Source organism: Escherichia sp. B1147, from assembly GCF_001660175.1.
In the GTDB taxonomy this organism is placed as follows: domain Bacteria; phylum Pseudomonadota; class Gammaproteobacteria; order Enterobacterales; family Enterobacteriaceae; genus Escherichia; species Escherichia whittamii.
In genome coordinates, this window is sequence record NZ_LFHY01000002.1 from 69,811 (window position 1) to 81,299 (window position 11,489).

The window sequence follows — 11,489 nt, forward strand, 5'->3', positions numbered from 1 at the left end:
CCTATGAAACGGACAAACCTGTATTTAGCATTAGCCACGATAGCGTTTTCCACGCCATCCTGGGCTGCAGATTTAGATCTGGAATTTGTTGCCACTATTAACGAACCCACGTGCGATATGGAAATTTCCAGCGCTACCGGGGGAACGCTTTCCGGCAGTGTGGCCGGAGGATATACGTTGGTGATCCCCGATATTGAATTAAATAAAATTCAGACTGCCGATGGCGCTGCAGAAGCGAAGTTTCGCCTTATGCCAAAAAACTGCCAGAGTATAACCGGCATCAGCACCACGATTACGACAACCGAAACGGTTCATGCCGCCTCAAATTTAATTGTACCGTCTGATACCAGTACAGGGAAAACCAAGAATATTGGTATGGGATTCAAACGTACAAGCACAACTGGTGACACTTATATTAAACCCAATGACTCAACCAGCAAGTTGGTGTGGGATACCACTGAAAGGACGGGGGGAATCCCGATGACAGTTGCACTAAGAGCAACAACCGCCACGACAGGTGATCTTCGTGTAGGTGCTTTTAGCGCGAAAGCAACTTTTAACTTTAGCTATGAATAACAGGATGACACCATGAAAATTAAAGCATTACCGCTATGTTTATTCAGCGTGCTGACTTGTGGTGGATTACTGTCAACTTCAGCACAAGCAACAACAAATTTACTGGACTTAACGGTTACCACTAATGTTAAAACCGGAACCTGTAATGCCGCCATGCAAAATACGGGCGGTTCCTCAATAACTCAGGTCGTTTTCACAGGTCCGATATACACTAATGATGTCAAAAACGGCAACAAGTCCGAACTTTTCCAGATAGCACTGACTGGTTGCGCGGGGATCCCCCTACATTCAGCGTACATTTCGGTACAACCCGCAGCGGGTGCCAGCTGTGATAACAACGGGGCAGGCCCCTATTTTGCCAATAAGAATACCGTTGCAAGCGGTGGGGCAAACGCCGTCGCGGTCAAAGTAGGTCTTACTCACACTCCGTCAACAGGACTGATGCTAGGCTGTAACCCTAAAACAGAAGGGTATGCAGACCTCAATCAGAATTGGGTTGAAGCTAAGAAAGGTCGGGTAATTCATCTCTATGCCACATTACTCAGGGATACTGGCAAAGCAGATGCCGATCTCACTGCAGGTACGTTTAGTGCACCAACTGTATTCGATATTCGATACGAATAAATAATCTGGACTGACTGTTCAAAAGGGACGTTATGAATAAATACCGCCTGGCTGCGGCCCTGATACTGGTAGCTCTTACCTCCAGCACCAGCCTTCGCGCCGAGTTGCCGATTGAAATGGTAGCAACAATTAACAGCGCAACCTGTGAGCTGGAAATCAGCAATGGCGGTAACGTCAACTTACGCACGGTAAAGCTGGATTATTTCGCCAGTGGAATCACTCCTGAACACAATATCGATGGTGGAGAAAACTTCACCATCCAGGTAAAAGGGTGTACCACTACCGGCGAAAATGCACTGCCACAGTTGCATCTGCGGTTTCAGCCGAAAGATGGCGCTTTTGCACAAGGTTCGCAGCAGATTTTCCCTAACGAGGAAATCGGCGGCGCACAGAATGTTGGCATCGTGATTTTCTCGGCGGTTGATCGGGGAAATATGTTTAACGTCTGGTCACCTGCGGGAATGTCGCGATCCAATTATGAAGTCACCGCCGCCGCGCTGATAAATAGTACCTGGACATTTTACACTCGCATGCAACAAATTGATGCCCTACAACCTGTATCACCCGGCAAGGTTTCTACCAGTGTTCTGGTTGATGCCAGTTACAACTAAAATTATTCAATGGAATGAGAAATATGATAAGAGCATCAATAATGATTATTGTACGTGCGGCAATGATTCTTCTGTTCCTGGCCAATACGATTGTTACAGCTCCAGCTACGGCAGCAGAATTAACTTATGGTAAGCAAAACAATGAGGGTGACCCGGGTTTTTTTCAGGGATTATTAAGGCCGTTTAACCGTACCGGAGCGGTAATAGCGCCCACCACATCGACTACACCAATATATACGGGTCTTGAACGCAGTGGGGGAACGTACAACTCAGGAGGCGGTGTATATTGTTACTTCGCAAAACCGTCTAACAGGACGAACGTGATTCACAATCTCGTCCCAGCAACTGGGAAAGTGTTTGACGGGGCTCAGTTATTTAAAACTTCACGTCAGGGGTTATATTTCTCTGTAAAAGTCATTAATTTGTCCGTCCCGGAAGCGGTGTATAGCCCTGCTGATTTTTATTTGATTGATGGCATATTAAAGATCAATGCCAATGGCGAGAACTGTCTCCAGGACAGAAACACCAGGAACCTTCAGCTGGATATTAGCGTCAGATATTATATTGACAATACTTTTAGCCCGACCCCTGATAACAATGGCGAATACATGTCCGATTTTGAAGTTTCATGGTTACTCCAGCCGATTGGCTATGATCGAACAAGCAATGGGCCTGCAATTGTATTTGAGTCCAGTACCGGACTGGGGGTCTATCTTGCACTCCAGCTATCGACGACGAGTTTTTATGTATCTGGCCCCACCTGTTACAGTACGGTTCTTGTACAGAATGAATATACGGATTTGAACAACAATGTCTGGCTTGGTACTTATACCACTACCGAAGTGAAGAATAATACGACCCGGCAAGTACCTTTTCAGGTTCAATTAAATAACTGCCTGAGTGTTAAAAACATAAAAGTTAAATTAAAAAGTAGCGATGTTTCACTCAACGACGTTACCTTGCTCGGAAATAGTTACGGTTCGGCAAGTGGTGCTGCTCAAGGTGCCGCTGTTGCTGTCTATGCCAAAAGCCCCAGCAATACTATTATAAAATTGAATGCCAATAGCTCTAATACTTATATAGAGAGTGAAACAGACGTTTGGTCGTCCGATTTTATTAATCTTGATGACATTACCAGCGGTACCTCACAAACGATGAACTTCCTGGCGCAGGTTGTTCGTGATGGTCAAGGGGCAACGGTAACAGGGGGGCAGCTCCTCTCTAAAGGGACACTGGTATTTACCTACGAATAGTACTTCTGTAGATAAGGTTATCATTAGCTCCTGTTTATTCATTCTTCTCAAAAATCTTCACCGACCAAAGGACTGGCGGTGAAGATTTAATACCACTAAAACCATTGCCCCCCCTTCACTGCCTGATAGAATGCCAACAGATCTGACATTAGCCATCAGGACACGTTATGAAACCGACGACCATTTCCCTGCTGCAGAAATACAAACAAGAAAAAAAACGCTTCGCCACCATTACTGCTTACGATTACAGCTTCGCTAAACTGTTTGCCGATGAAGGGCTTAACGTGATGCTGGTGGGTGATTCGCTGGGCATGACCGTTCAGGGGCATGACTCCACACTCCCCGTCACCGTTGAAGATATCGCCTACCACACTGCCGCTGTGCGTCGCGGCGCGCCAAACAGCCTGATTCTGGCTGATCTACCGTTTATGGCATATGCCACCCCGGAACAGGCCTTTGAAAACGCCGCAACGGTTATGCGTGCCGGTGCCAATATGGTCAAAATCGAAGGTGGTGCATGGCTGGTGGAAACCGTACAAATGCTGACTGAACGCGCAGTTCCGGTGTGTGGACATTTGGGCTTAACGCCGCAGTCGGTGAATATTTTCGGCGGTTATAAAGTTCAGGGACGCGGCGATGAAGCGGCCGATCAGCTGCTCAGTGATGCATTAGCGTTAGAAGCCGCAGGCGCACAACTGCTGGTGCTGGAATGCGTGCCGGTTGAACTGGCAAAACGTATTACCGAGGCGTTGGCGATCCCGGTTATCGGTATTGGCGCGGGGAATGTTACTGACGGGCAAATCCTCGTGATGCACGACGCGTTCGGCATTACCGGCGGCCATATCCCTAAATTCGCTAAAAATTTCCTCGCTGAAACGGGCGACATCCGCGCGGCTGTGCGGCAGTATATGGCTGAAGTGGAGTCCGGTGTTTACCCGGGCGAAGAACACAGTTTCCATTAAGGAGTGACGTTGTGTTAATTATCGAAACCCTGCCGCTGCTGCGTCAGCAAATTCGCCGCCTGCGTATGGAAGGCAAGCGCGTGGCGCTGGTGCCTACCATGGGTAACCTGCATGATGGCCATATGAAGCTGGTCGAGGAAGCCAAAGCCCGCGCCGATGTGGTCGTCGTCAGTATTTTCGTTAACCCGATGCAGTTTGACCGCCCGGAAGACCTGGTACGCTATCCACGTACCTTGCAGGAAGACTGCGAGAAGCTAAACAAACGTAAAGTGGATCTGGTTTTCGCTCCATCGGTAAAAGAGATCTACCCGAACGGTACAGAAACCCACACCTATGTTGACGTTCCTGGCCTTTCGACCATGCTGGAAGGTGCCAGCCGTCCGGGACATTTCCGTGGCGTTTCGACCATCGTCAGCAAGCTGTTTAACCTTGTCCAGCCAGACATCGCCTGCTTCGGTGAAAAAGATTTTCAGCAACTGGCGCTGATCCGCAAAATGGTTGCCGATATGGGCTTTGATATTGAGATTGTTGGTGTGCCGATTATGCGCGCGAAAGACGGTCTGGCGCTCAGTTCCCGTAACGGTTATCTGACGGCAGAACAACGCAAAATTGCGCCTGGTCTGTACAAGGTTTTAAGTTCGATTGCCGACAAATTGCAGGCTGGAGAGCGGGATCTCGATGAAATTATTGCCATTGCGGGTCAAGAACTGAATGAAAAAGGCTTCCGCGCCGATGATATTCAGATTCGCGATGCCGACACATTGCTGGAAGTCTCTGAAAACAGCAAACGGGCAGTGATTCTGGTAGCCGCCTGGCTTGGCGATGCTCGCCTGATCGACAACAAAATCGTCGAACTGGCGTAATACTTAACTGGCGCTACGGCTGATGGCGCCAGTTATTAATTTGCCCACGTCATGGCGATGACGTCTGTAAGCGATTATTCATATCGCAGATAACTTAGTTAATCAGCTTATCAACCTCTGTAAGAGGTAAATCTGCTATCTCTGCAACGTCTTCCCGAGACATCCCTTTACTCAGAAGACGCTGGGCGAACTCCTGTCTTACTTCCTGTCTTACTTCCTGTCTTACTTCCTCTCTTACTTCCTGTCTTCCCTGCTGAATCCCCTTTTCAATCCCCTTCTCTTCAAACCATTGCGCCAGCGTCATCATAGACTCCCCTCCCGATTCCCTGTCTCTCACCACACCGTAAAACAAATCCGCTTGTTCAGTATGACCGCGTTGCAGCATATAGTTTTGCATGGCAACTAACTGACTTCCGCTAGTGTACCCTTCGTCAATCAGCGTGACCAGTTGCTCCAGCAATAACATTAAGTCCCGTTGGCGAATATGCTTTTGCAGCAGTTCGAGAATTGCAATCCGCCGATGTTGCATAATTTCGTCATCCGGCGTGATGGTAATATCCACCAACGGAAAAGGGCTGTTATAGACACGTCGCGCCAGTTCCGGTGAGTAAAACATATCAAACCAGCACATAGAGAGCGGATAAGGTGTGGCCTCGCCCTGATAAAACAGAATCGGCACCACCAGCGGCAGTTGGTCGTGATCTGCTTCCAGATGTCGGTGCATGGCGGCAATGGAATATCGCATCATGCGAAAGGCCATTTTCTTATCCGGCTTGCTTTGATGCTCAATCACAACATGCAGATAACCGGGATTGCCCTGCATTTGCACGGAATAGAGCACGTCCGTGCTGTGTCCTTTCAAGCTCTCTTCGATGAAACTCCCCGACTCTAAATGAAGCGTGTCGAGGTCACACAGTTCACGTAATTCCACTGGCAAATGTATCTCCAGGAAGTCGCGAGCCGTCTCCGCATGCATTAAAAATTGTTTAAATACCGCGTCATGCGGCGTAGTACTTGGTGCATCCATCTTCCCTGTCTTCCGTGTGGCCCTGTGTGAAGGCAGTATCAAGTCAATGTACGCCGTAGTCAGCCGCCTCTTTGTTGTTTACCGAGCAGCGTTCAGAGAAATTTCAATTGGTTACAGGCGTTGCATGGCGGGCTTCGGCACGGCACGCAAACTGCTGATGTAAATGCCGTCAGATGAGTAGACACTAAACAAAAATCGGGCAATACTGCGTGAGAATTTTCTCAAAGCAGGCACCGCCTGCTTCGCTAATGACAGGGTAGAAAGGTAGAAGTTATGATTCGCACGATGCTGCAGGGCAAACTCCACCGCGTGAAAGTGACTCATGCGGACCTGCACTATGAAGGTTCTTGCGCCATTGACCAGGATTTTCTTGACGCAGCCGGTATTCTCGAAAACGAAGCCATTGATATCTGGAATGTCACCAACGGCAAGCGTTTCTCCACCTATGCCATCGCGGCAGAACGCGGTTCGAGAATTATTTCTGTCAACGGTGCGGCGGCCCACTGCGCCAGCGTCGGCGATATTGTCATCATCGCCAGCTTCGTCACTATGCCAGATGCAGAAGCCCGCACCTGGCGGCCCAACGTCGCCTATTTTGAAGGCGACAACGAAATGAAACGTACCGCGAAAGCGATTCCGGTACAGGTTGCCTGATTGTTATCCCTGCGGCTGGTTACTCACCAGCCGCGACATCGTCTCCAGCGAATCTGTTCTTAAAATATACAGCCGCTTTAATAAATACGGATTATCCCCCGGTTTTACTTTACCTTTCATGGTCGTCACCGCCAGATGAAATCCGGCATCATTTGCCGCCTTTACCGCTTTGTCATTAAATCCGCCAAATGGATATGAAAGATACAAGACATGAGGATTAAATTGGTTTAGCGCCCGACGAGAGCGTTCGAAATCAAACAGAATATTATGCTCACTGCGGCTGAGTAATATGGGTCGGCGATAACCATCAACCCGATGTAAAAAGTGGGTATGTGACTGGAAATCAAAAACATCGCTGACATCACGCAGTTCAGAAACACTCATAAACTGTAATGACTGCGGATTCCATTTCTGTGGATGACGTTTGATGCGAGAGGTAATAATAAATGCCGTCGCCTTCATACCATATTGTTTCAGAATGGGGTACGCATAGCGACTCACCGACTTCAAACCATCATCAAACGTCAGCACCACCGCGCGAGCCGGAAGATTCATCGAATTACGCAGATACCCTTCCAGTTGATACATGGTTAACGTGGTATATCCCCTGTCGCGCAACCAGGTCATCTGGTTATTGAAAGCACGCACCGACGTCGTGGTCGAAGTATGACGAAAGCGGGTGTTCTCTTCATCACGTAGAATATGATGGTAGGTCAATACAGGAATACCGTTATCCTGCTGCGCATCCAGTGCGCTGATATAGGCCAGACGGTCACCGATACGAATTTGATACCAGGTTTGATTCAGGCGATCTTTTAATTTATTAATTATGGGGTAACGCAAATTATCGGCCAGCACGCCAAATGGCGCACTACCTGCATCAGGCGCGTTGTATATCGGAGTATCTTTCCATGTAATAAGATTTTGGTTACTCAGTGGCTTATTGAGATCCCCCAGTCCATCTTCAACTTTTTGCCGCCCTTGTACAGGTTCCAGATGCCCTTTATCGATATATCCCGTAGCAAAACCAAAATTGAATTTATAATAATCGGCTGCGGTTGGGATGACCGAAATAATCTGCCCGGCACGAATGTTGCCTACGGTTACCGTTTTGTCGCCAATTTTTCCCCAGATAGCCGCGTCCTGAGTGGTTTGCATATAACGCGCGGGAAGCGCTGCGCCGACGCCAGATGAAATCAGCAGCAGTAAAAAAATTATCTTTTTAATCATTAGAAAACGACCAGGCGAGAAACAGCGCCGTTAGTGTAGCAAAATCGGGATGCGATTTAATACTCGAACCAATTATGCTTGAGGACAAAGGGTGGATTTTTTTGTTGCTGGTGCCAGAGGCTACTGACATCAGGCCCACCCAGTTCGACAATTCGCTCGCGAAACTCCGCGCTGGATAACGTTTCACGGTATGCCAGCATCTGTTCAATTAACGGTAACGTGACGCCAGAAATCACTTCGCAACGGGAATGTTTGTGGCTTAATAACGACGCAACGCGATAAGGCGCTGCCCCTGCAATATCGGTTAAAAAGATAACTCCATCACCAGAATCTGTCTCATGCAGAGCATCGCACATCATGCGACTTAGCATATTGGAACTTAATCCTCGCCAGAAATTCACCGCCCGGCACTGAAGAAGCGAACCGTATTTTTTCTCCAGCGCATCAAGCATCTCGAGCGCGCGCTCGTCGTGACAGGTAATTACCCAACCTAACATCGCCTTCCTCCTTAGCCGAAAATTAGTCTACCCTGACCATTGTTGATAAAGGGTGATAGTCATCAAAACTCCTCTCCCCCAAATCCAGAGGAGAGGAAATAGCCTTAGCTGCGCAGACCGCGTCCGCGCTGGATCAGCGACCAACAGATCAGATAAAACGCAATAATAAAAATAACCAGTACGCCAAAAGTAGTGACCAGCGGCACATCATTAATGCCAAGGAAGCCGTAGCGGAAACCACTGATCATATAGACTATTGGGTTGAGGTGCGACAGCCCCTGCCAGAACGGTGGCAGCAAGGTCAGTGAGTAAAATACCCCCCCAAGATAGGTCAGCGGCGTCAGTACAAAGGTTGGCACCAGGCTGATGTCATCAAACGTTTTGGCAAACACACCATTAAGCAATCCGGCAAGAGAGAACAACACCGCCGTGAGCACCAGCGTTAAAGCGACAAATACCCACGAATGCACCTGAAACGGCACAAAGAATAGCGAAATTGCTGTCACCAGCATGCCAACAAGCAGTCCGCGCGCCACGCCACCACCAACATATCCAGCAATAATCACGTGAGTCGGTACGGGTGCTACCAGCAGTTCTTCAATATTACGCTGGAACTTAGCGCCAAAAAATGATGAAGCGACGTTGGCGTAGGCATTGGTGATCACCGACATCATGATCAGCCCCGGAACAATGAATTGCATATAGCTGAAGCCATGCATATCGCCAATGCGCGAACCAATCAGGTTACCGAAGATAATAAAATAAAGGGTCATGGTGATGACCGGAGGCACCAGCGTCTGTATCCAGATACGCATAAAGCGATGGATCTCTTTCGCCCAGATGCTTTTTAACGCCACCCAGTAAAGATGCATCATGCGCGATCTCCTTGTTTTTCATTAACCAGTGACACAAACAGCTCTTCCAGACGGTTAGCTTTGTTGCGCATACTTAACACCTGAATGCCCTGCTCACTTAACTGTGTGAATACGCTGTTGATCCCCTGCTCACGCAGCACTTCAACTTCAAGCGTAGCGGTATCCACTAGCCGATACTGGTAACCATCGAGCTTCGGCAACGGGCTTTTCGGCGCAAGGTCGAGAATAAAGGTTTCTGACTTCAGCTTTGCCAACAGTGCCTTCATCGAGGTATTTTCCACCAGCTCACCGTGTTGAATAATGCCGATATTGCGACACAGCATTTCTGCTTCTTCCAGGTAATGCGTGGTGAGAATGATGGTGGTGCCTTTGTCGTTTAAATCCTTCAAAAAGCCCCACATTGAGCGGCGAAGTTCGATATCCACGCCTGCTGTTGGTTCATCCAGAATAAGCAGTTTAGGTTCGTGCATCAGCGCGCGGGCAATCATTAAACGGCGCTTCATCCCGCCCGATAACATACGCGCACGTTCGTTACGCTTTCCCCATAGATCGAGCTGTTTAAGATACTTTTCGCTGCGGATGTACGCTTCTTTGCGCTCTACACCGTAGTACCCCGCCTGATTCACCACAATTTGCTGTACGGTTTCAAACGGGTTGAAGTTAAATTCCTGCGGCACCAGTCCCAACTGACGTTTAGCGTTAACGACATCTTTCTCAAGATCGTAACCAAATACGCTGACCCGCCCGGAGGTTTTATTTACCAGAGAGCTGATAATACCGATAGTGGTCGATTTCCCGGCCCCGTTCGGCCCGAGAAGCGCATAAAAATCACCCGCTTCGACCTGCAAATCTATTCCACGAAGCGCCTGAACGCCGCCTGGATAGGTTTTTTTAAGCTGTTGAAGTTCCAGTGCAATGGTCATAAATTTTTACTTACCTTACGTTCTTACACTTTATCTGTGGTTTAAATCGTCCCGGAGTTGCCCTATATTAGCCAAACGTAATTATTTGGTTACAGGTCGTTAACCTCCATGAAAGACATAGATACACTCATCAGCAATAATGCACTATGGTCAAAAATGCTGGTGGAAGAGGATCCCGGGTTTTTTGAGAAACTGGCACAAGCGCAAAAACCGCGCTTTCTATGGATTGGATGTTCCGACAGTCGCGTTCCTGCTGAACGTTTAACAGGTCTTGAGCCCGGCGAACTTTTTGTTCACCGTAATGTTGCTAACCTGGTCATTCACACCGATCTGAACTGCCTCTCCGTGGTTCAGTATGCAGTGGATGTTCTCGAAGTTGAACACATTATTATCTGTGGCCACTATGGTTGCGGCGGCGTGCAAGCGGCGGTTGAAAACCCGGAACTGGGGCTAATCAACAACTGGCTGCTGCACATCCGCGATATCTGGTTCAAACATAGCTCATTGCTCGGCGAAATGCCGCCGGAACGTCGTCTGGATACCCTGTGCGAACTGAACGTTATGGAACAGGTATATAACCTGGGTCACTCCACCATTATGCAATCAGCGTGGAAACGCGGGCAGAAAGTCACCATTCACGGCTGGGCCTACGGCATTCACGACGGCTTACTGCGTGACCTGGATGTCACAGCCACCAACCGCGAAACCCTTGAGCAACGTTACCGTCACGGGATTTCCAACCTCAAGCTGAAGCACATCAATCACAAATAAATTCGCCATGCCGGATGCAACACATCCGGCAAATCCGCACTTACTCGTCCAGCAGCACCACTTTGCCGATATACGGCAGATGACGGTAACGCTGTGCGTAATCAATACCGTAACCCACCACAAATTCATCCGGGATCGAGAAACCGATAAATTCTACCGGGACGTTCACTTCACGACGGGACGGTTTATCCAGCAGCGTACAAATCGCCAGCGACTTCGGTTCGCGCAGGCTTAAGATTTCACGCACTTTCGACAGTGTATTACCCGAGTCGATGATATCTTCAACAATCAGCACGTCCTTGCCACGGATATCTTCATCCAGATCTTTGAGGATTTTCACATCACGGGTGGTGGACATGCCGCTACCGTAGCTGGAGGCGGTCATAAAGTCGACTTCATGAGATACCTGAACTTCACGGCACAGGTCCGCCATAAACATAAATGAGCCTCGCAGCAGACCTACCAGCACCATATCGCTGCCGCTGTCTTTGTAACGCTCAGTAATCTGACGACCCAGTTCGGCGATACGCGCTTTAATCTCCGCTTCGGGGATCATTACTTCTACAGTATGTTTCATATCTCTAACCATATGATTTAAAAACAAATCACTTCGCACGGGCGGG

At 48.6% G+C, this 11,489-nt stretch carries 14 protein-coding genes; 8 read left to right on the plus strand and 6 right to left on the minus strand.

Annotated features, from left to right (window positions below; all coding sequences use genetic code 11):
* The first annotated feature begins 3 nt into the window (after positions 1-3).
* From A9180_RS00555 to panC, 6 genes are all read left to right on the plus strand, one after another.
* Positions 4-576 carry a fimbrial protein gene (locus A9180_RS00555; protein ID WP_064525078.1) on the plus strand — a complete coding sequence of 191 codons (573 nt, stop codon included), beginning with the start codon at positions 4-6 and terminating at the stop codon, positions 574-576.
* A gap of 12 nt (positions 577-588) precedes the next feature.
* A complete protein-coding gene (locus A9180_RS00560) occupies positions 589-1,200 on the plus strand; it encodes a hypothetical protein (RefSeq protein WP_064525081.1) in 612 nt (203 codons plus the stop codon).
* A gap of 32 nt (positions 1,201-1,232) precedes the next feature.
* A complete protein-coding gene (locus tag A9180_RS00565; protein WP_064525084.1) occupies positions 1,233-1,811 on the plus strand; it encodes a fimbrial-like protein in 579 nt (192 codons plus the stop codon).
* Positions 1,812-1,852: 41 nt separating this feature from the next.
* Positions 1,853-3,064: a hypothetical protein gene (locus A9180_RS00570; RefSeq protein WP_149025964.1), complete on the plus strand. Its 1,212-nt coding sequence runs from the start codon at positions 1,853-1,855 to the stop codon at positions 3,062-3,064.
* A gap of 167 nt (positions 3,065-3,231) precedes the next feature.
* Complete coding sequence (panB, locus tag A9180_RS00575; RefSeq protein WP_064525090.1) at positions 3,232-4,026, plus strand: 3-methyl-2-oxobutanoate hydroxymethyltransferase; 795 nt, start codon at positions 3,232-3,234, stop codon at positions 4,024-4,026.
* Between the two features lie 11 nt (positions 4,027-4,037).
* A complete protein-coding gene (gene panC, locus A9180_RS00580; RefSeq protein WP_064525093.1) occupies positions 4,038-4,889 on the plus strand; it encodes a pantoate--beta-alanine ligase in 852 nt (283 codons plus the stop codon).
* A 94-nt stretch (positions 4,890-4,983) separates the two neighbouring features.
* On the opposite strand, the gene A9180_RS00585 is transcribed toward panC, so the two are convergent.
* Positions 4,984-5,916 (minus strand): Rpn family recombination-promoting nuclease/putative transposase, encoded by a 933-nt coding sequence (locus A9180_RS00585; RefSeq protein WP_064525096.1) that lies wholly within the window; start codon positions 5,914-5,916, stop codon positions 4,984-4,986.
* A 273-nt stretch (positions 5,917-6,189) separates the two neighbouring features.
* Here A9180_RS00585 and panD point away from each other — a divergent pair, with 273 nt between their 5' ends.
* On the plus strand, positions 6,190-6,570 hold the full coding sequence (gene panD / locus A9180_RS00590; protein WP_000621508.1) for an aspartate 1-decarboxylase: 381 nt from the start codon (positions 6,190-6,192) through the stop codon (positions 6,568-6,570).
* A gap of 3 nt (positions 6,571-6,573) precedes the next feature.
* Here the strand turns inward: panD and A9180_RS00595 are convergent, their stop codons facing one another.
* The 4 genes from A9180_RS00595 to A9180_RS00610 all read right to left on the minus strand — a co-directional run bounded on the left by A9180_RS00595 (position 6,574) and on the right by A9180_RS00610 (position 10,095).
* Positions 6,574-7,800, minus strand: coding sequence for a polysaccharide deacetylase family protein (locus A9180_RS00595; RefSeq protein ID WP_064525099.1), 1,227 nt, complete (start codon positions 7,798-7,800; stop codon positions 6,574-6,576).
* 56 nt (positions 7,801-7,856) lie between these two features.
* Entirely contained in the window at positions 7,857-8,297 is a 441-nt protein-coding gene (locus A9180_RS00600) for a PTS sugar transporter subunit IIA (RefSeq protein ID WP_064525101.1), read from the minus strand.
* 104 nt (positions 8,298-8,401) lie between these two features.
* Entirely contained in the window at positions 8,402-9,172 is a 771-nt protein-coding gene (locus tag A9180_RS00605; protein ID WP_064525104.1) for an ABC transporter permease, read from the minus strand.
* Positions 9,169-10,095 carry an ABC transporter ATP-binding protein gene (locus tag A9180_RS00610; RefSeq protein ID WP_000150637.1) on the minus strand — a complete coding sequence of 309 codons (927 nt, stop codon included), beginning with the start codon at positions 10,093-10,095 and terminating at the stop codon, positions 9,169-9,171. Before A9180_RS00610 ends, A9180_RS00605 begins: the two co-directional genes overlap by 4 nt.
* Positions 10,096-10,203: 108 nt before the next feature.
* Here A9180_RS00610 and can point away from each other — a divergent pair, with 108 nt between their 5' ends.
* Positions 10,204-10,866, plus strand: coding sequence for a carbonate dehydratase (gene can / locus A9180_RS00615; protein ID WP_000651596.1), 663 nt, complete (start codon positions 10,204-10,206; stop codon positions 10,864-10,866).
* Between the two features lie 40 nt (positions 10,867-10,906).
* Here the strand turns inward: can and hpt are convergent, their stop codons facing one another.
* Positions 10,907-11,443 carry a hypoxanthine phosphoribosyltransferase gene (gene hpt, locus A9180_RS00620; protein WP_000683336.1) on the minus strand — a complete coding sequence of 179 codons (537 nt, stop codon included), beginning with the start codon at positions 11,441-11,443 and terminating at the stop codon, positions 10,907-10,909.
* Positions 11,444-11,489: the final 46 nt, after the last annotated feature.

What these genes read in the sequence shown, in the direction of transcription:
- can (WP_000651596.1), top strand. Translation starts at nt 10,204, where the DNA reads ATGAAAGACATAGATACACTCATCAGCAATAATGCACTATGGTCAAAA.
- A9180_RS00605 (WP_064525104.1), bottom strand. Translation starts at nt 9,172, where the DNA reads ATGATGCATCTTTACTGGGTGGCGTTAAAAAGCATCTGGGCGAAAGAG.
- A9180_RS00555 (WP_064525078.1), top strand. Translation starts at nt 4, where the DNA reads ATGAAACGGACAAACCTGTATTTAGCATTAGCCACGATAGCGTTTTCC.
- hpt (WP_000683336.1), bottom strand. Translation starts at nt 11,443, where the DNA reads ATGAAACATACTGTAGAAGTAATGATCCCCGAAGCGGAGATTAAAGCG.
- A9180_RS00560 (WP_064525081.1), top strand. Translation starts at nt 589, where the DNA reads ATGAAAATTAAAGCATTACCGCTATGTTTATTCAGCGTGCTGACTTGT.
- panB (WP_064525090.1), top strand. Translation starts at nt 3,232, where the DNA reads ATGAAACCGACGACCATTTCCCTGCTGCAGAAATACAAACAAGAAAAA.
- A9180_RS00600 (WP_064525101.1), bottom strand. Translation starts at nt 8,297, where the DNA reads ATGTTAGGTTGGGTAATTACCTGTCACGACGAGCGCGCGCTCGAGATG.
- panD (WP_000621508.1), top strand. Translation starts at nt 6,190, where the DNA reads ATGATTCGCACGATGCTGCAGGGCAAACTCCACCGCGTGAAAGTGACT.
- A9180_RS00610 (WP_000150637.1), bottom strand. Translation starts at nt 10,095, where the DNA reads ATGACCATTGCACTGGAACTTCAACAGCTTAAAAAAACCTATCCAGGC.
- A9180_RS00585 (WP_064525096.1), bottom strand. Translation starts at nt 5,916, where the DNA reads ATGGATGCACCAAGTACTACGCCGCATGACGCGGTATTTAAACAATTT.
- A9180_RS00570 (WP_149025964.1), top strand. Translation starts at nt 1,853, where the DNA reads ATGATTATTGTACGTGCGGCAATGATTCTTCTGTTCCTGGCCAATACG.
- A9180_RS00565 (WP_064525084.1), top strand. Translation starts at nt 1,233, where the DNA reads ATGAATAAATACCGCCTGGCTGCGGCCCTGATACTGGTAGCTCTTACC.
- A9180_RS00595 (WP_064525099.1), bottom strand. Translation starts at nt 7,800, where the DNA reads ATGATTAAAAAGATAATTTTTTTACTGCTGCTGATTTCATCTGGCGTC.